This is a genomic window from Lentzea miocenica (assembly GCF_033949945.1).
GTDB classification, from domain to species: Bacteria; Actinomycetota; Actinomycetes; order Mycobacteriales; family Pseudonocardiaceae; genus Lentzea; species Lentzea miocenica.
Genome location: NZ_JAXAVW010000026.1, coordinates 20,758 through 42,243 on the forward strand (window position 1 = coordinate 20,758; position 21,486 = coordinate 42,243).

Genomic DNA, 21,486 nt, shown 5'->3' on the forward strand with positions numbered 1-21,486 from the left:
GGCATGCCACGAGGGGAACGACCGCTGGGTCCGGAGGACACCGCGTTGCTGCGGTTCGCCGGTGACCTGCGGAGACTGCGCGATCAGGCGGGCAAACCGAGCTACCGCGAGCTGGCCAGGCGGGCCAACTACTCGCCCACCGCGTTGTCCGACGCGGCCGGTGGGCGGAAGCTGCCGTCGCTGGCCCTGACGCTGGCGTTCGTCCGGGCGTGTGAAGGCGATGCCACGCCGTGGACGAAGCGCTGGCGTGAGCTGGCTGCCGAACACGCGCTGCCCCTGCACCCGAACGCGCCGTATCCCGGTGGTGTGCCGTTCACCGAGCACGATTCCAAGCGGTTCTTCGGGCGTGAGTGTCTGGTCGAGCAGGTCGTCGAGTCGGTCAAGGCGAAGCCGCTCACCGTTGTCGTCGGGCCCTCCGGATCGGGGCGGACGTCGCTGCTCCAGGCCGGCCTCCTGCCCGCCCTCGACGACGCCGTGGTGATCACGCCCGCGAAGAACGCCCTCGAGGACCTGGCACGCGTCCTCACCGAGGTTTTCGACGACGTGACCGAGGAGCAGCTCGCCGACGAGTTCCGGCAGGATCCCGACCACCTCCGGCTGCGCGTCCGGCAACACCGGCCCGGCCTCGTGCTGCTCGTCGACGACTTCGAGAAGGCGCTGGACCAGGACGACTTCGTCGCCGCCCTCGCCCGCTGCCCCCACGTGGTGCTCGCGGTCCGCGCGGACCACCGCGACCGGTTGCTCGAGAAGAGCCTGGGCGGCACCGAGATCACCATCGAGCCGATGAGCGCGGACCAGCTGCGCCGCGCGATCACCGAGCCCGCCGCCAAGATCGGCGCCACCGTCGAGACCGCCGTCATCGCCCGGCTGGTCGCCGATGCCGCGAACCAGCACGCGCTGCCGTTGGTGCAGCAGGCGCTCGTCGAGACGTGGCGGCGCAAGCGCGGTATGACGCTGTCGCTGGCGGGCTTCGAAGAGTCCGGCGGCATCGAGCACGTCGTCGCGCGGGCGGCGGAAGCCTTCTTCGAGACCCTCACCGACGACGACCGAAGAGCGGTCAGGCGCGTCTTCCTCAGGCTGGTCTCGGTGCAGCGCAACGGAAACGCGCAACGACGGAACCGCAGGCTGGACGTCGACCCTCCGCTGCTGGACCTGCTCGCCAAGGCCAGGCTGGTGACGCTCACCGAGGACGGCATCGAGCTCGCCCACGACGTGGTGCTGCGCTGGCCGCAGCTCGCCGCGTGGATCGAGGAGGAGGGCGAGAACCTCCGCACGCACCAGCAGCTCGTCACCGCGATCGAGCTGTGGGAGGCGAGCGACCGCGACCCGCTGGCGCTCTACCGGGGTGCCCGGCTGCGCAAGGCCAAGGATCTCGGCGACTTCCTGACGGTCCAGGAACGCAGGTTCGTCGACAAGAGCGTCAAACGCGAGACGCGGCGGTCGACGGCGTTGATCGCGGTGATGGCCGTGTTGCTCGCACTGGTGCCCGGCACCGTCGTCTACGCGCTGGCCAACGAGCGCAAGCTCACCGAGGCGCACGACCGGGAGCTCGGCGGCAAGGCGATCTCCGAGTCCGAGGCGTTGATGGAACAGCGCCGGCCGTACGCGGACAAGTACGCGCTGGTCGGTTACAAGGTCTACCCGTCGGCCGAGGCCGAGAAGGTGCTGCGGCTGGCGAACGCGGTCGCGCGCGGCATCCCGTTCACCGGCACGCCGAAGGACGACGCCGACGTGCTGGTCGGGCCGCGCGGTGAGCTGGCGGCGGTGACCGACGAGGACGGCACCGACCGGATGTGGGGCCTCGACGAGGACCGCGCGGTGCCCGGCAAGAGGTTCGCCGAGCACCACCGGGTCGTGAAGCTCGCCGAACGCCGTGCCGTCACGAAGGACGCCACCGGCCGGCAGCACCTGTGGTCGGTCAACGACGCGAACGACATCAACTACCTCGCACCGCTGCCCGACCGGTTCCAGGTCCTCGACATCAGCGCGGACGGCTCGCGGGTCGTCGGCAAGATCGGCGGGGCGGTCGAGCTCGGCCTGCCGACGCCGGACACCTCCGAGCGCGGGGTGCTGCTCGACCTGGGCGACCCCCGCCGGCCGCGGGAGCTGCCGATCCCGGTGCGCGACGCCGAGACCGTCGCGCTGAGCCAGGACGGCCGTGAGCTCGCGACCGCCGCCTGGGACGCGGCGGCGGGCGTCACGACGATCGAGTTCTGGAGCATCGGCGGAACTTTCGAACGTGCCGCGCCACCGTTGCTCCAGCCGGTCTACGTCCGCGGCATCACCTACAGCGGTGACGGCCGATGGCTCGCCGTCGAGCACTCACCCGAGTCGGTCGTCGAGGTGTGGCAGCGCGTGCCCAGCGGAACGCCCGTGCTGCGCGCCAAGCTCGACAGCGCGTTGCGGTACGGCGCTCGTGTCTCGTTCTCCGACGACGACCGCGTGGCCGTGGTCCGCGACAACATCTTCGAAGTGCAGCAGCTTTACACCACCGACCGCCGAGCGGACCGGCTCGTGTACGTCGTCGGGCACGGCAACTCGACGCGGGCGGTGTACCGGCCGCAGTTCCACGACTTCCTGGTGCGCGGCGGGGGCCAGGATCCGGAGCTGCTGCCGTACCAGCTCGACAGCGGCCAGATCATCAAGAAGATGTGTGAAAAAGACGGCGCACGGCTGACGGACTCCGAATGGGTGAAGAGCTTCGGCGAAGTGGAGCGCGTCAAGGTCTGCTGAAGCGCCCCGCCGGCGGGAAACAAGCCGGAGTTGAGCAAGCACGCATTGTGAAGGAGAGATCCACTCTCTAGGGTGACCGAGTGCGTGCGTTCACAAGGGGACTCCTCGGCATCGCCGGGTTTCTCGTGCTCTGGGAGCTCTTAGGACGCTCTCCGTTCATCCCTGCACACGCGCTCCCACCACCGTCCGTCGTTTTCGGTGAGCTGGTCACGCAACTGACCTCGCCGGAGTTCATGACCCATGTCGTGGCAACGGTCCTGGCGGTGCTGATCGCCATCGTGATCGCCGTCGCCATCGCGGTGCCGAGTGGACTCGTGCTCGGCAGCGTCCCCGCCGTACGCCACGCGACCCGCGCGATCATCGAGTTCCTGCGCCCGATCCCTTCTGTGGCACTGATTCCGCTCGCGCTGGTGATGCTGGGCTTCGGCCCGGAAACCAAGATCACGCTCGCCGTCTACGCGGCACTGTGGCCGATCCTGTTCAACACCATTTACGCGCTCGACGAACTGGATCCGTTGCTCGTCGACACCGCAAGGGTTTTCGGCACCCGCAGGCTGGGTGTGCTGTTCCGGGTGGCACTGCCGAGCGCGTTGCCGTTCGTCCTCACCGGAATCCGGCTCGCTGCGACGACAGCTCTGATCGTGATGGTGAGTGTGGAGCTCATGGCGGGCAGCCAGGTGGGCCTGGGGTACTTCATCATGGAGGCCCGCAGCGGGCCTGGCCGGATGGACCAGGTGCTGGTCGGCACCGTGGTCGCGGGCGCGATCGGCGTCCTGCTGAACAACGGCCTCGAGCGTGTCCGCCGGCGTTGGGTGGCCTGGTGACCAAGTTCTTTCAACGGTGGACCGTGTTCGCCGGGCTCGTCGCCGTGTGGCAGTTGCTCGGCTGGCTGGCGGACGACCCGTTCTTCCCTCCACCGTCGGAGATCCTTTCGGCGGCGTGGGAGTGGTGGGTCCTCGAGCCGCAGAACTTCACCGAGCACGTGATGCCGTCGATCGGGCGGCTGCTGCTGGGCTGGGCGATCGCGTCGGTGATCGGCGTGGCTCTCGGCCTGCTGCTGGGCCGCTCCGACCGGGCGATGGAGTACGCGGGACCACTGCTGGTGTTCCTGCGCTCGATCCCGCCGCCCGCGCTGGTGCCGGTGTTCCTGTTGCTGTTCAAGGCAGGTACGTCGATGCAGCTCGCGACGATCGTCTTCGGCGTGATCTGGCCGGTGCTGCTCAACAGCGTGGACGGTGCTCGTTCCGTCGACGTGACCAAAGTGGACACTTCCGCGGTCTTCCGGATCCCGCGCTGGCAGTGGGTTCTCGGAGTGGTGCTGCCGGCGGCCTCGCCCAAGATCTTCGCCGGCCTGCGGGTCTCTCTGTCGCTTTCGCTGGTGCTGATGGTCATCTCCGAGCTCGTGGGCACGGACAACGGCATCGGCTCACAACTCATGCAGGCACAGCGCGAGTTCGACTACACGCGCATGTGGGCGGGGATCGTCCTGTTGGGCGTCCTCGGCTACGGACTCAACACCGCACTTCTGGCGGTGGAACGCAGAGCGTTGGCGTGGCAACCGAGGAGTCGGGATGAGCAACATGCTTGAGGTGGCCGACCTAGGCCACACCTACGGCGACTATGAGGCCATCGGTGGCCTCACATTCACCGTGCGCGCCGGCGAGCTGGTGTGCGTGGTGGGTCCGTCGGGGTGTGGCAAGTCGACACTGCTGCGCACGATCTCCGGGCTCGTCGCGCCATCGCGCGGCGACGTGTCCCTCAACGGGTCCCACCTCGCGGTGGTGTTCCAGGACTACTCCCGCTCGCTGTTCCCCTGGCTCTCGGTGCAGGGCAACGTCGAGTTCCCGCTTCAGTCCCTGCCGCGCGCCGAGCGTCGTGCGCGCGCCGCGGAGGCGTTGGAATGGGTCGGTCTCGGTGCGGCCGCCCGCAAGCGGCCTGCCCAGCTTTCCGGTGGCATGCAACAGCGTGTGGCGATCGCGCGTGCTCTGGCGTACCGGCCCGCGCTGTTGTTGATGGACGAGCCGTTCGCCTCGGTGGACGCGCAGACGCGGTTCGAGCTGGAGGACCTGTTGCTGCGCGTGCGTCGTGAGCACGACACGACCGTTCTAGTGGTCACGCACGACATCGACGAGTCGGTGTACCTGGGAGACCGGATCCTCGTCCTGAGCGGCTCTCCTGCCCGGCTGGTGGCCGATCTGGAGGTGCCGTTGCCCGCCGAGCGGAACCAGGTGACGACGCGGACCGACGACGCCTTCGTGGCGCTGCGGTCCAAGGTGGCACGGCTGCTGAACGTCGGCGGGAAGCCCGCCATGGACGTCGACAAGTGGGCCGCCGCCGAGCGCGAGTCGCTCAGCGAGACCGTCTCTTCCTGACGGACCGTGACCGAAGTCCCGCTCTGACTGGGAAATCTGGGAAGAACTGGGAAAAAGATCAAGGCGCAGTTGAGCCCCGGACCGCCGTCGCGGTCCGGGGCTCAACTGCGTTCTGCGCGCCTGGCCTCGCAGGAGGGAGGAGGAGGCCAGACACAGCGGGAAGGTCGTGCAAAAGCCTTTCAGGGCCCGGTGACACAGCGGGCGCCCCGCGCTCGGGGGCAGAGCTCAGGGCGCCCGCCGGCCGTTCCCCCGTGAACCGCCAGGAACGTTCGAGAACTCAGAAGTGGATGTCCACGTTGTTGCCGTTGCCGACGCCACCGTCGAGCACGTCGATGTCGCCGACGTTGACGTCACCGATGACCTGGCCGAGGTCGTGGTGCACGTCGCCGACCTGCGCGACGTTCTGGACCACGTTGTCGGTCACGTCAACCACGTCCGCGACGTCCACGTGACCGGCGTCGACCGAGCCGATGACGTCCTTGACCAGCACGTCGGTGTCCACGACGTCCTTCACTAGGACGTCGGTGTCGATGTCCTTGACCAGCACGTCGGCGACGTCGTGCACGTTGCCGAGACCGTCGATGCCGTCGATGCCCGCGATGTCGGTGACCTTGGTGACGACCGCGTTGTCGGAGGCGATGTCCGAGACGTTCGAGATGTTCGGGACGACGTCGGTGGCCTGCGAAAGCGTGGCGTCGAGGGTGCTCGACACGTCGCCCAGGCCGGAGAAGTCGGAGACCAGCGCGGTGAGAGCGGAGGGGGCCGCGATGTCGGCGACGCCGGCGGCGCCTTCCGCGTTGCCCGCGATCTGCAGCAGGCTGTCGACGGCGGGCAGCTCGCTGCCGCCGAGGACGTCTTCGAGGACGTCGACGTTCGGGACGGAGGCGGCGTCGAGGACCAGCGGCAGGATGTCGTGCACGTCGTCGGCGGTGATGTCGCTGAGACCCGCGGCCTCGAGGCAGCCCAGCGGGTCCTGCTGGAACGCCTCACGTGCGTCCAGGTCGGTCAGCAGGCCGAGGGTGAAGTCGTGCAGGGTGGTCGGCTCAGCTGCCTGCACCGTGGTGCCGCCGGTCTCGACGGTGGTGTCACCGGCCTGCGCCGTGGTCGGGCCGGTCTGCACGGTGGTGGTCTCGGTCTGCTGCATGGAACTCGAGCTCCTGGGTGGATCGGGGGATGTCGTGTTGAACCGTATGGATGAACGACATCCCCCTGCATCGGGAGTTGGCCCCAGATCGTGACGAAATGAGATCCCTAGGGGGTCCGCTTCACTCGTTAGGGGAGCGGGGGACTCACCCCACAGGGGGAGATATTTGCCCTCACGGTCCGACGTAGTTCTCCGCGAAGGTGGCGCGGTAAGCCGGTGACTCGGCCAGGTGCTCCAGCCGGGCCTGGGCCAACCGTCCGAAGAACGGCGAGCTCACGTCGGTGTGGATCATGTTCACCATCCACTGGGAGAACTCCTGTGCCCGCCAGACCCGGCGCAGGCAGTCGTCGGAGTAGGTCTTGAGCCCGGTCTCGGATCCGGTCGCGTAGAAGTCCGTCAGTGCACGTCCGAACGTTGCGGCGTCGTTCATCGCGAGGTTCATGCCCTTGGCGCCGACCGGAGTGATGATGTGGGCTGCGTCACCCAGCAGGTACAGCCGGCCGTAGGACATCGGCTCCACCACGTGGCTGCGCATGTCGAGCACGCGCTTTTCGATGATCTTCCCCTCGGTCAGGGACCACGTGGAGTCGTGCAGTGCGAAGCGCTTGTGCAGTGCCTCCCAGACCTGTTCGTCGGACCAGTCTGACGAATTGGTTCCCACCGGCACCTGGAGGTAGAAGCGAGAAATGGAAGGTGATCGCAACATGTGGCCGGCGAAGCCGTCCTCGTGCAGCGCGTAAATGATGGCTTTAGTCGACGGAGGGGCCTCCGCGAGAATGGCGAGCCACTCAATTCCGTGCTGGTGCGAGAATTCCGTCAGCACCCCCTCGGGAATGGCCGGCCGGCACACGCCGTGGAACCCGTCACACCCGGCGACGAAGTCGCTCGTGACAGTCTCGCGAACCCCATCGGCGCTGGTGAAGGCCACGGACGGCGTAGAAGACGTCAGATCCCGCAACTCCACGTCGCTGACCGAGAACCGGATGTCACCCCCGGCGTCCAGGAATGCCCCGATGAGGTCCTTGACGACTTCCTGCTGGGGGTAGACGTAGTGCTGGCGGTCGCCATACAGGTCGCTGTAGGCCACCTGGAACGCCTGGCCGCTCACGCGGAATTCACACGTTCCGTGACGGTCTGCTTCCATCAGCAAACGATCTGCCAGACCGAGTGACTCCAACATGGTTACAGAGCGATGCTCCAGGACTCCTGCCCGTGGTCGTGTTTCCACATGGGTGCGACTAGCTTTTTCCAGCACGACACAGTCGATACCTGACTGCTGGATCAAGTTTGCCAAGGTCAGACCGGCCGGCCCCGCGCCGACGATCGTTACAGCGCTCTTCAACTGGGTTCTCCTAGCCCTAGGCCTGCTGTGCTTAGATGCTCACCGCAGGTAGTGGACTGGAACCTGCTCGTGTCGGTCAACTGGGGTCTTTTGGAGCAGCATCACTACTCTGAGTGGTTGACCGTCGCGATCTCCCCGCAACGACGACACCGCTCCGACAGGAGAGTGCTCCCGATGACTCGAAGAGTCCGCCGCATCGCCGTCCGTGGCATCGCCCTTGCCACGCTGCTCGCCACCGTGGCGAGTTGTGGCCTGCTCGGCGGCAAAGAGACCCCGCCCGCCGCCGACGCGAACGGCAACGGCCAGGTCGAGAAGGCCAAGATCACCCTGGGGGTTCTGCCGATCCTCGACGTGGCATCCGTCCACGTGGCGATCAAGAAGGGCTACTTCAAGGCCGAGGGTCTCGAGGTCGACCTCAAGGTGATCCAGGGTGGCGCTCAGGCGATCCCCGGCCTGATCGCCAAGGAGCTGGACTTCACGTTCGGCAACTGGGTCTCGTTCTTCGCCGCCCAGTCGAAGGACGCGGCCAAGGCGGTCGACGGCATCAAGCTCATCGCCGATGGCTACCAGGCGAAACCCGACATGTTCCTGATCTTGGCGGCCGGTGACTCCGCCATCAAGGGCCCCGCGGACCTGGCGGGCAAGACCATCGCGATCAACACGTTCAAGAACATCGCCGAGCTGACCGCGAAGGCGACGCTCGAGGCCGCGAACGTGGACGTGAACTCGGTCAAGTTCAAGGAGATGCCGTTCCCGGACATGCAGGCGGCGGTCCAGAACAAGACCGTTGACGCGGCCTTCATGGTCGAGCCGTTCATCACCCGCGCGCAGCGGGTCGCCGGCCAGATCAAGGTGCTGGACGCGGCGTCGGGCCCGACCGACAACATCCCGATCGCGGGCTACGCGACCAGCGGCCAGTTCGCCAAGAACAACCCCAAGACGGTGGCCGCCTTCCAGCGCGCGATGGCCAAGGGTCAGGCCGACGCCGCGGATCGCCCCACGGTCGAGCCGCTGCTCGTCGAGTACGCCAAGGTCGACAAGGAAACCGCAGGTCTTGTCCACTTCGGTGCCTTCCCGACCACGCTGGACCAGACGCGGCTGCAGCGTGTCGTCCAGCTGATGCAGCGGTACGGGATGCTGGACAAGGAGCTCGACGTCAAGCCGATGCTCATCCAGCCCTCCGGTAGTTGACGAACAGCGCGGGCAACTGTGATCGCGCCGTGATCGCGGTTGCCCGCGCTCGTCGTTTCCACCAGATGAATTATCGCTTAGGGGCCGTTTAGCGGCGCAGGTCAAAGTTGTTGATTCTCGAACCAGCTGTTTTGTCGTCCGAACGGCGGTATGAGAACAGCGCGTTTTACTCCAAGATCCACCAGGTTTGCAGCTATTAAACGGGGCGGGGAGTGTTGACGGTGCGCGGTCGTGAGGACCAGCGAGGCATCGACCGGTTCCGCCTACGCAACTGGCGGCTGCGGAGCAAGCTCGCGGTGGTGTTGTTGGTTCCGGCGCTGAGCACCGCGACTCTCGCGGGTCTGCGCCTGAACACCCAGCTCGACGACGTCGAACTCTTCGGCACCGTCCAGCGCGAACTTGCGGTGAGCCACCAGGCGGCGAAGGTGGAGAACGCGCTTCAGGTAGAGCGCGACTGGGCGGTTCAGTGTGTGGCTGCAGGCAGGCAGAACGCGTGTCCCGAACACGCCGCCCGCACCGGCCTCACGGACAACGAACTCGGCAAGTACCGAGACGCGGGCGCGACGGCCACGGCCCTGAGCGCGCCCCTCAACGAGGCGTTCACCAAGTCGCTGCAGTCCATGGACGGTCTGGCGGCCCTGCGCGTCACGTTGCTGAGCACCAAGTACCCCGACATCGCCGTGGTCGGTGCGTACAACCAGATCATCGCGTCGCTCAGCCAGGTGCACCGCGCCGCGATCTCCAGCCTGAGCGAGCCCGAGATCGTTCCGCTGGCCACCGCCGCGGAGGCGCTCTACGTCGCGCAGGAAGAACTCGGGCAGCAGAACGCGCTCCTCACGTCCACCGCGCTGCGCAAGGGTTTCGCGCCCGGTGCCGCGGACGAGCTGCGGGCAGCGCAGTCCCGGTTGGACGCGGCGTTCAACGAGTTCAACGACGTGGCCTCACCGGCGAACCGGCAGAAGTTCCAGGACGTCGTGTCCGGTGCGTCCGTGGACGGTCGCAACCGGCTGGTGAAGCTCGCGCTCGCGCAGGACGCCGAGCGCAAGCCGGTGTCCATCACGGACGCCGAGGTCCTCAAGATCGGTGAGGACACCGCGAACCTGGTCCGCGAGGTCGCGACCGAGCTGGAGAGCCAGGCCGACGCGACGACCACTCGCCTCGCGGGTCAGGCTCGTTCGGACGCCTGGCGTGACGCGGCACTGGTCGCGATCTCGCTGCTGATCGCGTTCGGTCTGATGGCGATGGTCGCGCAGTCGATGCTGCGCCCGCTGCGCATCCTGCGCCGCAGCGCCCTCGACGTGGCGCGCAACCAGCTGCCCGACGCGATTCGCCGCATTCGTTCGCACCGCGAGCCGGAACGTGCCGCCGAAGAGGCGATCGTCCCGGTGCCGATCAACACGACCGAGGAGGTCGGCCAGGTCGCGCGGGCGTTCGACCTCGTGCAGCGCGAAGCCGTCCGCCTCGCCGTCGAGCAGGTGGCCCTGCGCGCGAACGTCAACGACATGTTCATCAACCTGTCGCGGCGCTCGCAGGCGTTGGTGGAGCGGCAGATCAGCGTCATCGACCGGCTGGAGCAGGACGAGCAGGACCCCGACCACCTCGCGTCGTTGTTCGAGCTCGACCACCTCGCCACGCAGATGCGCCGCAACAGCGAGAACCTCCTGGTGCTCTCCGGCACGACGGTCAACCGCCGCGTCACCCGCCCGGTCGCGGTCGCCGAGGTGCTCGGCGCCGCGGTGTCCGAGGTCGAGAAGTACGCGCGCGTCCAGATCGCGCCGACGCCGGACCTGATGGTGCAGGGCCGCGTGGTCAACGACCTCGCGCACCTCGTCGCCGAGCTGCTCGACAACGCGACGGCGTTCTCCAAGCCGACGACCAAGGTCACCGTGCGCACGATAGAGACCCGCAAGGGCGAGATCGCGATCCGCATCCACGACCGCGGTGTCGGCATGCAGGAGGACGACATCGTCGAGTCCAACGCGAAGCTCGCCGAGCCGCCGGAGGTCGACGTCTCGGTGGCCCGCGAGATGGGCCTGTACGTGGTCGGCCAGCTGGCGAAGCGCCACGAGATCCGCGTGACGCTGGCGAACAACGACGACATCGAGGGCGGTGTCACCGCGCAGGTGATCCTGCCGGTCTCGTTGCTGCACAAGGGCGCTGTGCCCGTGCTGCCGCTGCCCGTCGCGCCTCCCACCGCCACCGAGTCCACCGGCGAGGGCCTCTCCGGTGTGCCGAAGTGGACGCCGGAGCACCCGGTCCACACGTCGGCGCCCGCCACCGCGGACGACAACTCCGGCCGGCACCGCATCGAGCAGACGTCCGCGGACGGTCTGTTCACCGCGCGGATCGAGGCGGACGAGAAGGCCGCGGAGGACGGTTACTCCTACGAGCCGCCGATCGAGCGCCCGGCCGATCCCGCCACCGAGATCTTCCCTGCGATCTCCGACGCCGACCTGGAGATCACCCACGACGAGCTGTCGCGGTGGTTCCAGACCCCGGCGGCGGAGGTACCAGCCGCACGATCCACAATGGACGTTCCGTCAGCGGAGCCGGAGCGAGCAGAGGAAGAAGCGGAGAGCACGACGGTGAACGGCCTGCCCAAGCGGCAGCGTTCAGCGGAAACCGTGAAGATCGAGGCACCAACGGCGGTGCCCCGCGCGGTCGCCGACTTCGCCGAGTCCGACTGGGGAACGGCGGATGAGGGCTGGCGCGCTGCCGGCGCGCTCGGCACCGGTGAAACCGCGCAGACGACGGAGAACGGTCTGCCCAAGCGCGTTCCGAAGGCACGCCTGGTGCCCGGTTCGCTGCCGAAGCCGTCGTCACCGGCACCTCAGCTGGCCTCCGCGAGCATCCCCGGCCGATCGGCCGACCGGTTGCGCCAGCGGTTCGCCACCTACCAGAAGGGCGTCCAGATGGGCCGCGAGTCGCTCTTCGACTCCGCCGTCGGAGGCATCCCCGTGATCGCAGAAAGGGAACGCCAGTGACCACCGCGACTGAGGAACTGGACAACTTCAGCTGGCTGGTCGAGGACTTCGTCAGCAGGGTCGCCGGTGTCGCGCACGCGATCGTCGTCTCCGCGGACGGCCTGTTGCTCGCTTCTTCTGACCGCCTGCCGCACGACCGTGCGGAGCAGCTCGCCGCTGTGTCCTCCGGCCTGGTTTCACTGAACCTCGGCGCGGCGCGCTGTTTCGAAGCGGGTGAGGTGAAGCAGACTGTCGTCGAGATGGAGCGGGGCTATCTTTTCCTGATGTCCATCAGCGACGGGTCGTGTTTGGCCGTGCTCGCCGCACCCAACTGCGACATCGGGCTCATCGGTTACGCGATGACCCGCCTGGTGGAGCGGGTCGGTCTCCAGCTCACCCCGGAGATCCGTGCCCAGCTGCACGTTTCCATGCGCGCCTGAGTAGAGAGAAGTTCCCATGAGCAACGGTGCTCCGGGTCGTCCGGGGTCACCTGGGGTCGATCTGACCGCGATGTCGGCGAAGATCGTCGTCGCGGGCGGGTTCGGCGTCGGCAAGACGACGTTCGTCGGCTCGGTTTCCGAGATCACCCCGCTGACCACCGAAGCCGTGATGACCCAGGCATCGGTCGGAGTCGACGACCTGTCCGCGGTTCCTGACAAGGTCACCACCACGGTGGCCATGGACTTCGGCCGGGTGTCGCTCGACAAGGACCTGATCCTGTACCTGTTCGGCACGCCAGGACAGCACCGGTTCTGGTTCATGTGGGACGACCTGGTGCGCGGCGCGATCGGCGCCGTCGTCATGGTCGACACCCGCCGGATCGACGAGGCGTTCGCGCCCATCGACTTCTTCGAGGACCGCGATCTGCCTTACGTGATCGCGGTGAACTGCTTCGACGGACTGATGCACCACCGTGCGGAAGAGATTCGGGACGCGCTGACGATTCCGTCGTCGGTGCCGATAATCCCGTGCGACGCCCGCAACCGGCAGTCGACGAAGCAGATCCTGATCGCGTTGGTCGAACACGCGCTGCGCCAGCCTTCGTTCGCCTAGTCGTTCCGCACTCCTGACCCCCTTCCGGATCATCACTTCCAGAAGGGGGTCAAGAGTTATTCCGCCATCTGGCGGCGATCTGTTCGGGGGTGCGGGACGGCCAGGAACATCAGTAGTAGGGCGCATTTCCGCTTGCCGCAGGGCCTGTCGTTCGGCCACGGCACCGGATCACCTACGAAGTCTCTGGACCGTGTCAGCGCCGGTTCACACTTGACTCTTCTTGTGCCGCAACGCCGCAGCGATACAGTCGGGGAGCAATTACCCTGCATTGCGAGGAGATTCCTGTGTTCCTGCGCAAAACAATTGCTGTGGTCGCCAGCGTTGCCGCCCTCTCGGCCGGTCTCGTCGGAACCGCGCAAGCTGCGGCCCGCAACGTCACGTACAACTCCAGCAACACCGGTCAGTTCCAGGCTGCCATCGACAAGGGTGCGCAGGTGTGGAACGCCAGCGTGGCGAACGTGAAGCTGGTCAAGGTGGCCGGCTCCGCGAACATCACCGTGAGCGTGGACAACCAGTGGCCCCGTGCCTACGTGTCCAGCCTCGGCCGCGGCCGTTGGGTCATGGGCACCCAGGCGGTGAACGAAGGACATGACACCGTCCGCATCTCGGCCCACGAGTTCGGGCACCTGCTCGGTCTGCCCGACCGCAGGACGGGTCTCTGCACCGACCTGATGTCCGGGGCCAGTGCCGGCACGTCGTGCAAGAACCCGAACCCGAGTGCCAAGGAGAAGGCCGAGGTCGAGGCGAACTTCCGCTCGGCCGTAACTGTTCAGGCCACGACGTTCGAGGACGCTGCCTAGCTAGTCGGTTCGTGAGTGGTTGTGGTCTCCCTGACGGCCACAACCACTCACGACACCACCAGGTCCACGCCGAGCGCGTGAAGCTCGTCCGGATCGCCGGGCCCGCCGATCACGTGCACGCCCGCCGACCGCAGCAGCGGCACCATCAACGCCAGCCCCTGCCGCGCCAGCCGTTCCGAGGGCGGCCTGGCCAGCCGCACACCCCACACCGGACTGCGGTCCACAGTGGACAGCCCCGCGAAGCCGCCGCCGAACTCGTGCAGCAGGACGTGCACGCCCATGTCGTGCAGCACCTCTAGGTTCTCCTCGCCGTCGGGCATCGACCGCACGTCCAGCGCCAGGAACAGCGAAGAGGCAGGGAACGCGCAGGCCCGCATGGTCGAGCGCACGTGCGCCGCCAGGTCCGGATCCCGTGACTGGTCGCGGGAAAGCCTGACCAGCACCGGTTCCCCGCGCGAACACGCGTCGTGCAGCACCAGCTGCCCCACGCGCGCGGCCAGGCCGAGCGCGTCCGCGTAGGTGACGACCTCGTCGTGCCGGGTCGCACCCCACCGCAGTGAGGCCTCGACGAAGGCCAGCGAGCCCGAGACCCACGACACCGGCGAGTACTCCACGGAGATCTCGCCGTTCTCGAAGGCACCGGGCATCGCCGCGATCCGTGCGAACCGGGTCCGATCGGCGAAGTCGGCCTCGTGGTCGTAGATCGCCCACTGTCTCTTGCCGCCGGTCTCGGCCCGCCGCAACGTCGAATGCGCCCGCCGCAGCACCGCCGTCGGATCCACGCCGGCCCCCGAGGTGTGCACGAAACCGATCGACGTCGACACCGCGACGCCCGTGCCCTCCAGGTACACCGGCTCGGACAGCTCCTCGTCGATCATCGCGGCCAGTGCGGCGACGTCGGGCGATCCGTGGATCAGCACGACGAACTCGTCGCCACCGACCCGTGCCACCACGGCGTCCGGGAGCACGGCCCGCAACCGCCGCGCGACCTCCACCAGCACCGCGTCGCCCGCCGCGTAACCGAGGCCGTCGTTGACGATCGTCAGGCTGTCGACGTCCAGGTATCCCAGCGTGTGCGGCTCGCCGCTCGCGAGCGCCGACTCCAGCTTGTCGGTGAACGAGGCGCGGTTCGGCAGCCCGGTCAGCAGGTCCGTCAACGACTGGTGCCGCAACCACTCCTGCAACATCCGCTGCTCGGTCACGTCCTCGATCAGCGCGACGTGGAACTTCGGCAGCCCGTCCGACCCGCGCAGCACCGACAGCACGACGTTGGCCCACACCGTGTCGCCGTTGCTGCGAGTGAGTTCCCGCTCGCGCCGGTCGGTGTCCACAGAGGACGCGATCATCCGTGCGCAGGCGGCCGCCAGCGCGATCCCGTCCGCCTCGGTGAAGAGCTCCTTGGGCATTTCCTCGTGGCCGAGGATGGTGGCCAGCGACTCGTTCGCCTCCACCACCGTGCCGTGCAGGTCGAAGATCGCGATGCCCACCGCCGTCGTCGCGAAGACCTGGGCGAACCGGGTCTCGCTGTCGTGCAGGTCGCGTTGCGCGTCCTCGACGGCCTTCAGCAGCGCGTTCTTGACCTTCTCCTGCTCGGCGAACAGCTGGTCGCGCGTCGCCCGCACGTACCCGGCCGCGAGCGCGCCGAGCGCCTCGGCGGGGAGTTCCGGTGCGAGCACCTCCAGCGTGCGCCGCAACGAGTCCGGGCCGGTGAAGCGCTTGCGCACCAGCCATTCGCCGATGGCCAGCGCCGCCTGCCCAGCACTCAGCCGGGCGACGTGCTCATCGAGGTGCTGCGTCAGCTTTCGCCGTGACATCGGCGAATACGCGCTCTCGATGAGAACAGCCGCCCAGCGCTGTGCCAGTGGCGAGGCGGGCATCAGGGCTTGCGGCCGACCGCGGCGTAGATGTTCGCCTTCGTCGGGTCCACGCCGACGTCCTCGGGGGTCTCCGGCCGCCACTGCGGCGTGAAGACGATGCCGGGCTCCACGATCTCCAAGCCCGCCAGCATGTCCGTCACCTGGGCCTTGGTCCGCGGTGTGATCGGCTCCGCGGTCTTGGCGAAGATCTCCTTACCGGCGGCCATCTCCGCGGGCATGCTGTCCGCGGTGAAGTGCGACAGCGCCAGGTACGAACCGGACGAGAGCGCCTCCACGTACCTCGACAACACGCCCCAGGGGTCGTCGGAGTCCGGGATGAACTGCAGCACGCCGACGACGAGAAGCCCGATCGGCTGCGAGAAGTCCAGCAGCTCCCGCGCCTGCGCCACCACCTTCTCCGGCTCGCGCAGATCGGCCAGCAACGCGGTCACGTTCGGCTCGTCGGCCAGCATCAGCTCGGCGTGCGTGATCGCGACGGGTTCGAAGTCGACGTACACGACCTTAGAGTCGGGAGCGACCTCGTGCGCCACCTCGTGCACGTTGCCGACCGTCGGGATGCCCGAACCGAGGTCCAGGAACTGCCGGACACCGAGATCCGCCAGTTCCAGGACGGCCCGGCGCAGATAGGCGCGGTTGAGCCGCGCCATGCCGCGCACCGGGAGGACCCTGATCAGCGCTTCCGCTGTCGCGCGGTCCGCTTCGAAGTTGTGTCCACCGCCGAGCAGGTAGTCGTAGATCCGAGCGGAACTCGGAACGTCGACGTTCACGCCTTCCGGGACCCAGCTGACTCGATCGACCACAGCGGCACACACCTCTCGCGATGCGAATTCGGAGCGTCGACAACCCTACTGGCCGCGGGTGTAGGCCGAACGAATGAATTCCATCATCACTCGAATGTGAGTCAGAGGATAAACCAATCGGTGCAACCACCGGAGAACCGGAACTTCACCGGTCCGCGTGGCGCGACCCCCATCACGAACATCCCCAGTTCGTCGACCGCTGCCGTTTCGTGGTCGCCGGACGGCGTCACCAGCGTGACGGATCCGGACGCCGGCATCAGCTGCCCGGTGACGCCGGCCGCCGACGCCTCCACCTGCAACGACACGCCGTCCGCGTCGAACACGAGCTGCCGTGCCGTGGACGTCGACCGCGCACGGGCGAACAGCGTGTCGTCCAGCACGGAGTCGTACGACGTGATCAGCAGCAGCTCTTCATCGATGTTCCGCCAGGTGAACGCGGCCTTCGCGGCCTCGACGAACTCCGGCGGTACGTCCTCGGAAGGTGTGCTCAACGCATCGCGCAAGGCGTCGAGCAGTACCTCGTCACTGTCCCAGTCGTGCCGCACCCAGCACACCTCCTCTCTGCTGTGACTTCATCAGTGGCGATCCCAGGAACGCCGAGAGCGCCGTGGTCCTGCGCAACTTCTCCAGGCAGCGGATCCGCGTCGGGCCGATGCTGCCGACCGGCATCGCGAGCTCTTCGCTCACGACCTGGTAGCTCGGCGGCGGATCGGTCATCAGCTTCGTCAGCAACCGCTTGCACTGGTCGGTTAGCTCGGCGAACCCGTCCCGCAACGCCTGCCGCCGCTCCACCGCCAGCAGGTCCGACTCCACGTCCGCGTCCGTCTGTTCCGACTCCAGCGCGTCGGACTCGGACAACGGGTCGTAGAGGTGCGTTCGCTGCTGCACGCGCAGCACGCGCAGACACTCGTTGCGGGTGGTCGTCATGATCCAGCCGGGCAGTGCCTCCGGCTCGCGCAGCCGTCCGATCTGCTCCACGAGCCGCAGCCACAGCGTCTGGTTCACGTCGGCCGCATCCGCTGGGCGCAGCCGGTGCTTGTAGATCACCGACACCACCAGGGGCGTGTAACGGTCCACGATCTCGTTCCACGCCGACTGGTCGCCCTCGGCCGCCGCGCTCACGAGCGCGGCGATCGGGGATGCAGAGGTCACGTCGACTCCTTGCGGTCACAACTGGCGGAGGCCGAGGTTGCCTCCCAGATACAACTATTTGACGAAAACTCCGTAGCCGGGATGGAAGTCCGGCCCGGTCAACAGTTTGTCACGTGCTTGAGCTGCGGTGATGCCCTCCGCGGCCATGGTGGCGGCGATCCGGCCGGTGACCAGGGGAGCGGCGAAGGACGTGCCGTACCAGTACGCCCACAGCGCGAACGGCGTAGCGGCGGCCTCGCCCGGCAGGTGCCACTCGCCCTTGAGGTAGGTCGAGGCGCGGTTGCCGATCGCGCAGGCGTCCACCCAGTGGCCCCAGTTCGAGTAGAACGCGGGCCCGATGGAACCGTCCCGCTTCTGCTCGGCGGCGGCGACGGCGGTGACCCCGCACAGCGCGGCCGGCCAGCTCGGCCGTTGCGTGCCCTGGTTGCCGGCCGAGGCGACCACGACGACGTCCGCGGGCAGGCCCTCGATCGCGCGCCGCAGCGGTTCGGACGCCACGTCGTCCTCGGTGAAGCAGCCCAGCGACAGGTTCAGCACGTTGATCTTCTTCTGGCCCAGCTCCGCGATCTTGCGGACGAGCCGTTCCTCGTCGCCGAACCCGTTCTGGTCGAGCGCGACCTCCGGGTCGAACGAGACGCCGGGCGCCGCGTTCTGGATCACGCCCGCGACGAACGTGCCGTGCCCGCCCTGCAACGCGAACTGGTCGCCGCTGCTGTAGGCGGGGTCGACGTCGTCCGCCTCCTTGGCGTAGCGCTCGGCGAACCAGTCGGAGTGGTCGCTGTCGGCGCCGGAGGAGATGCCGGTGTCGATGATGCCGACCCGGACGTCCCTGAGGCGGTCGTCGGACTTGGGCGCGGAGATCGGTTCGGCGGGATACGGCCGGTCGCCCGGGTTGCCCATGACGAGGCCGCCGTGGCCGACGATCACGTGGTGCGGCTGCACGAGCGGCACGCGCTCGTTCGGCCAGTTCCGCTGGTCGCGCAACAGGCGCACAATGCGCGGAATGTCCTCGGCGTTGTTCGGCAACGTCAATCGCGCCAATCCGGCGAAACCTTCGCCGGGCCGGGCGATGATGTTGTTTTCACGAAGCTTTTCGACCACGCGTTGTTGATCGTCGGTGCCGACGAGCAGCTGACCGGGTCGATAAAGGAATTCACGCCCGCGTTCGGCGTGGAAGCTGATGTTCTTGTCGTCGGCGATGAGCTGCAGAAAAGCTCTTTGGTAAAGCTCCGCGCTTTCTGGCGTTTTCGACACCACGGCCTCACTAAAGCAGCGTTGACGGGCACCCCGACCGAGCTTGATCAAGCTACCACAGCGGATAAAGTGGTGCTGTGACCGACTTTTCTGCGGAGGACGCGCTGGAGGCCCGCCAGCGCAACCCGCGCGCGGCCGTGGAGATGGCCCGCGCGGTGCTCCGCACGACGGAAGATCGCGCGGAATGGTCGATCGCCGAACGCGCGATCGGCCTCGCGTTGCGCGAGATGCACGACTTCCCCGGCGCGGCGCGGCATCTGCGCCGTTCGATCAAGATCGCGTCCGCCGCTTCACTGCCCCGTCTGTCCGCTTTGGCGCAGATGAGCCTGGCCTGGGTGCTCGCCTACACGGGCAAGCAGAAGCAGGCGTTGAAGGCGCTCGACGACGCGATGCCGGAGCTGACCGGCGCCGACTCGGTGGCCGCCCTGATGCAGCGCGGCGTCGTCTTCCACTACCTGACCCGCTACGACGACGCGCAGCGCGACTACACCGCGGCCATCGCCGGCGCCCGCCGCGTCGGAGACCAACTCGTCGAGGCGCGCGCTCTGAACAACCGCGGCCTCGTGCGCGCGTACGTGGGCAACATGCGTGAGGCGTCGGCGGACTTCGAGCTGGCGGCGTCCCTGCTGGGGGAGCTCGGCCAGGAGCTCGGTGTCGCCGACGTGCACTGGAACGCCGGCATCATGGCGACCCGCGGCGGCGACGTCCCTGCCGCGCTGACCTTGTTCGACAAGGCGGAGGAGGTGCACCGGCGGCTCGACGTGATGCGCCCGGTGCTGCTGGTGAACCGGCTGGAGCTGCTCGTCTCGGTGCCGTTGCTGGACGAGGCCCGCGCGGCGGCCGACCGGGCGATCGTCGAGCTGAAGGCGCTGAAGAACCCGCTGGGCGTCTCGGAGGCCCTGTACTTCCGTGCGCGGATCGCCCTGCTGGACGACGACCCCGACGCGGCCAACGGCTTCGCCGCCGAGGCACGCCGCCGGTTCCGCCGCGAGCAACGCCTGCTGTGGGCCGCCGGTGCCAGGTACCTGGAGCTGCACGCCGCCGTGCTGCGCGGCGACCGGACCCGCCCGCTGCGGCTGGCGTTGTCGCGGGTCGCTTCCGAGCTCGACGCGATGGACTGGCGGTTGCCAGCTCTGGAAGCCCGCATCGACGCCGGTCTGGTCGCCGCCGACCTCGGCCATCGCGCTCGTGCCGTCGCCGAACTGTCCGCTGCCGCCGCGTCGCGGTTGCGCGGCCCGGCTGGCTTGCGGGTGCGCGGCTGGTACGCGGAGGCGTTGCGGCGCAAGCTCTCCGGTGACGTGCGCGGGACTTCGTCGGCGTTGCGCCGGGGCATCGGGCTGCTGGACGAGTACCGGGTGTCCCTGGGCGCGGCCGAGCTGCGGGCGTCGACCGGCGTGCAGGGCCAGGCGCTGGCGTTGGAGGGGCTGCGACTGGCCGTCGCTTCGGGAAACGCGGCGCGCGTGCTGTCGTGGACCGAGAGCTGGCGGGCGGGCGCGTTGCGGATGAAGTCCGTCTCGCCGCCGGACGATCCTCGCCTGGAGGACGCGCTGGCATCGTTGCGTGCGATGTCCGCGGACGTCGAATCCGCTGTGCTGGCAGGAAAACCGGCCAATGCCCTGCGCGTCCAGCTGGTCCGCGCCGAGCAACGCGTCCGCGACCTCACCCGGCAGACCTCCGGTGAGGTGGCGGTGTTCAAGCCGCCGCCGGTCGCGTCACTCGCGTCGGCTCTGGGTACCGCCGCGCTGATCGAGTTCGTCGAGTACGACGGCGTGCTGATGGCCGTGGTGCTGGCCGGCGGCCGCGCGTCTTTGCACTCTTTGGGTGCCGTGGAAGGCGTGGTCCGCGAGATCCGGCTGCTGCGCTTCGCCCTGCACCGGCTCGTGACTTTGCCGCCGCAGCTGCCGAACCTCGCCGTGGCCCGCTCTTCCGCCTCGCACGCCGCGTCGTTGCTGGCTCGGCGCCTGCTGGACCCGCTGGCCGCGCGGATCGACGGCCGCCCGCTGGTAGTGGTGCCGACGGGTGCCTTGAACGGCCTGCCGTGGGCGGTGCTGAACCGCCAGGTGACCGTCGCGCCTTCTGCTTCCGTGTGGCTGCGCGCGTGTTCTGTCGCCGACGCTTCCGGTGAGTCGGTGCTGGCCGCCGGACCGCGGATGGCCGCCGCCCCCGCCGAGATCAAGGCCATCAGTGCGCACGTGCCGGGCCGCGTTCTCGTTGACGCGGAAGCAACCGTGAGCGCCGTGGCGTCCGCAATGGACGGTGCCGCACTCGCCCACATCGCCGCGCACGGTTCGTTCCGCGTGGACAACCCGCTGTTCTCTGCGTTGGAGTTGGCCGACGGGCCGTTGACCGTCTACGACATCGAACGCCTGCATACGCCGCCGACCGTCGTGGTGCTGTCGGCGTGCGACACCGGCCAGTCCGCGGTCCGGCCCGGCGACGAGTTGATGGGCTTCACCGCAGCGCTGCTCGGGCTCGGCACCCGGACGTTGATCGCGCCCGTGGTGCCGGTGCCGACCGACGGCACGGCGCCGGTGATGGTGGAGCTGCACCAGAAACTGGCGGCAGGTATGGCTCCGGCTGAGGCTCTGGCGGCGGTGCAACGGGCCGCTGCGGACGACGCTGCTTACGCCGCGGCAGTGGGGTTCGTCTGCTTCGGCGCGGGTTAGGCCCGATGCCGGTCGGTTAGGGGGTATGCGCAGACTGTGGTCCTCGACGAGCCGCGTGTCGCGCATTCCAGAGGCGATGCCGATCTGGATGTTCGCGCTCTCCTGGCTGGCCGGGCGTGTGCAAGTACTACCAACTCAT

18 protein-coding genes are annotated in these 21,486 nt (G+C 68.1%); 11 read left to right on the forward strand and 7 right to left on the reverse strand.

What is annotated here, in order from left to right:
- Positions 1-3 precede the first annotated feature (3 nt).
- From SK803_RS29070 to SK803_RS29085, 4 genes are all read left to right on the forward strand, one after another.
- Positions 4-2,733, forward strand: coding sequence for an nSTAND1 domain-containing NTPase (locus SK803_RS29070; RefSeq protein ID WP_319969313.1), 2,730 nt, complete (start codon positions 4-6; stop codon positions 2,731-2,733).
- 80 nt (positions 2,734-2,813) lie between these two features.
- Positions 2,814-3,557 (forward strand): ABC transporter permease, encoded by a 744-nt coding sequence (locus SK803_RS29075; RefSeq protein ID WP_319969314.1) that lies wholly within the window; start codon positions 2,814-2,816, stop codon positions 3,555-3,557.
- Positions 3,554-4,321, forward strand: coding sequence for an ABC transporter permease (locus SK803_RS29080; protein ID WP_319969315.1), 768 nt, complete (start codon positions 3,554-3,556; stop codon positions 4,319-4,321). The genes SK803_RS29075 and SK803_RS29080 overlap by 4 nt, the downstream gene beginning before the upstream one ends.
- Entirely contained in the window at positions 4,305-5,105 is an 801-nt protein-coding gene (locus SK803_RS29085) for an ABC transporter ATP-binding protein (protein WP_319969316.1), read from the forward strand. Before SK803_RS29080 ends, SK803_RS29085 begins: the two co-directional genes overlap by 17 nt.
- Positions 5,106-5,382: 277 nt before the next feature.
- Here the strand turns inward: SK803_RS29085 and SK803_RS29090 are convergent, their stop codons facing one another.
- Entirely contained in the window at positions 5,383-6,249 is an 867-nt protein-coding gene (locus tag SK803_RS29090) for an IniB N-terminal domain-containing protein (protein WP_319969317.1), read from the reverse strand.
- Between the two features lie 172 nt (positions 6,250-6,421).
- Positions 6,422-7,591, reverse strand: coding sequence for a 4-hydroxybenzoate 3-monooxygenase (locus SK803_RS29095; RefSeq protein ID WP_319969318.1), 1,170 nt, complete (start codon positions 7,589-7,591; stop codon positions 6,422-6,424).
- 174 nt (positions 7,592-7,765) lie between these two features.
- Here SK803_RS29095 and SK803_RS29100 point away from each other — a divergent pair, with 174 nt between their 5' ends.
- From SK803_RS29100 to SK803_RS29120, 5 genes are all read left to right on the forward strand, one after another.
- Complete coding sequence (locus SK803_RS29100) at positions 7,766-8,782, forward strand: ABC transporter substrate-binding protein (RefSeq protein ID WP_319969319.1); 1,017 nt, start codon at positions 7,766-7,768, stop codon at positions 8,780-8,782.
- 221 nt (positions 8,783-9,003) lie between these two features.
- A complete protein-coding gene (locus SK803_RS29105) occupies positions 9,004-11,766 on the forward strand; it encodes a sensor histidine kinase (RefSeq protein ID WP_319969320.1) in 2,763 nt (920 codons plus the stop codon).
- Positions 11,763-12,185, forward strand: a complete 423-nt coding sequence (locus SK803_RS29110) for a roadblock/LC7 domain-containing protein (protein WP_030468876.1) — start codon at positions 11,763-11,765, stop codon at positions 12,183-12,185. The genes SK803_RS29105 and SK803_RS29110 overlap by 4 nt, the downstream gene beginning before the upstream one ends.
- Before the next feature lie 16 nt (positions 12,186-12,201).
- Positions 12,202-12,798: a GTP-binding protein gene (locus tag SK803_RS29115; RefSeq protein ID WP_319969321.1), complete on the forward strand. Its 597-nt coding sequence runs from the start codon at positions 12,202-12,204 to the stop codon at positions 12,796-12,798.
- Between the two features lie 284 nt (positions 12,799-13,082).
- The gene (locus SK803_RS29120; RefSeq protein WP_319969322.1) at positions 13,083-13,598 is read left to right on the forward strand and encodes a snapalysin family zinc-dependent metalloprotease; all 516 of its coding nucleotides are present in this window, start codon (positions 13,083-13,085) and stop codon (positions 13,596-13,598) included.
- Positions 13,599-13,645: 47 nt separating this feature from the next.
- On the opposite strand, the gene SK803_RS29125 is transcribed toward SK803_RS29120, so the two are convergent.
- From SK803_RS29125 to SK803_RS29145, 5 genes are all read right to left on the reverse strand, one after another.
- Positions 13,646-15,475 (reverse strand): diguanylate cyclase domain-containing protein, encoded by a 1,830-nt coding sequence (locus tag SK803_RS29125; RefSeq protein WP_319969323.1) that lies wholly within the window; start codon positions 15,473-15,475, stop codon positions 13,646-13,648.
- A complete protein-coding gene (locus SK803_RS29130) occupies positions 15,475-16,275 on the reverse strand; it encodes an SAM-dependent methyltransferase (protein WP_319969324.1) in 801 nt (266 codons plus the stop codon). Before SK803_RS29130 ends, SK803_RS29125 begins: the two co-directional genes overlap by 1 nt.
- A 101-nt stretch (positions 16,276-16,376) precedes the next feature.
- Positions 16,377-16,820 carry a hypothetical protein gene (locus SK803_RS29135; RefSeq protein ID WP_319969325.1) on the reverse strand — a complete coding sequence of 148 codons (444 nt, stop codon included), beginning with the start codon at positions 16,818-16,820 and terminating at the stop codon, positions 16,377-16,379.
- A complete protein-coding gene (locus SK803_RS29140; protein WP_319969326.1) occupies positions 16,798-17,427 on the reverse strand; it encodes an RNA polymerase sigma factor in 630 nt (209 codons plus the stop codon). Before SK803_RS29140 ends, SK803_RS29135 begins: the two co-directional genes overlap by 23 nt.
- 54 nt (positions 17,428-17,481) lie before the next feature.
- Positions 17,482-18,378, reverse strand: coding sequence for a S8 family peptidase (locus SK803_RS29145; protein WP_319969327.1), 897 nt, complete (start codon positions 18,376-18,378; stop codon positions 17,482-17,484).
- Here SK803_RS29145 and SK803_RS29150 point away from each other — a divergent pair.
- Together SK803_RS29150 and SK803_RS29155 are read left to right on the forward strand one after the other, a co-directional pair.
- Positions 18,340-18,762 (forward strand): hypothetical protein, encoded by a 423-nt coding sequence (locus tag SK803_RS29150; RefSeq protein WP_319969328.1) that lies wholly within the window; start codon positions 18,340-18,342, stop codon positions 18,760-18,762. The two genes, SK803_RS29145 and SK803_RS29150, sit on opposite strands and share 39 nt — an antisense overlap.
- Positions 18,759-21,347, forward strand: coding sequence for a CHAT domain-containing protein (locus tag SK803_RS29155; protein ID WP_319969329.1), 2,589 nt, complete (start codon positions 18,759-18,761; stop codon positions 21,345-21,347). Before SK803_RS29150 ends, SK803_RS29155 begins: the two co-directional genes overlap by 4 nt.
- Positions 21,348-21,486: the final 139 nt, after the last annotated feature.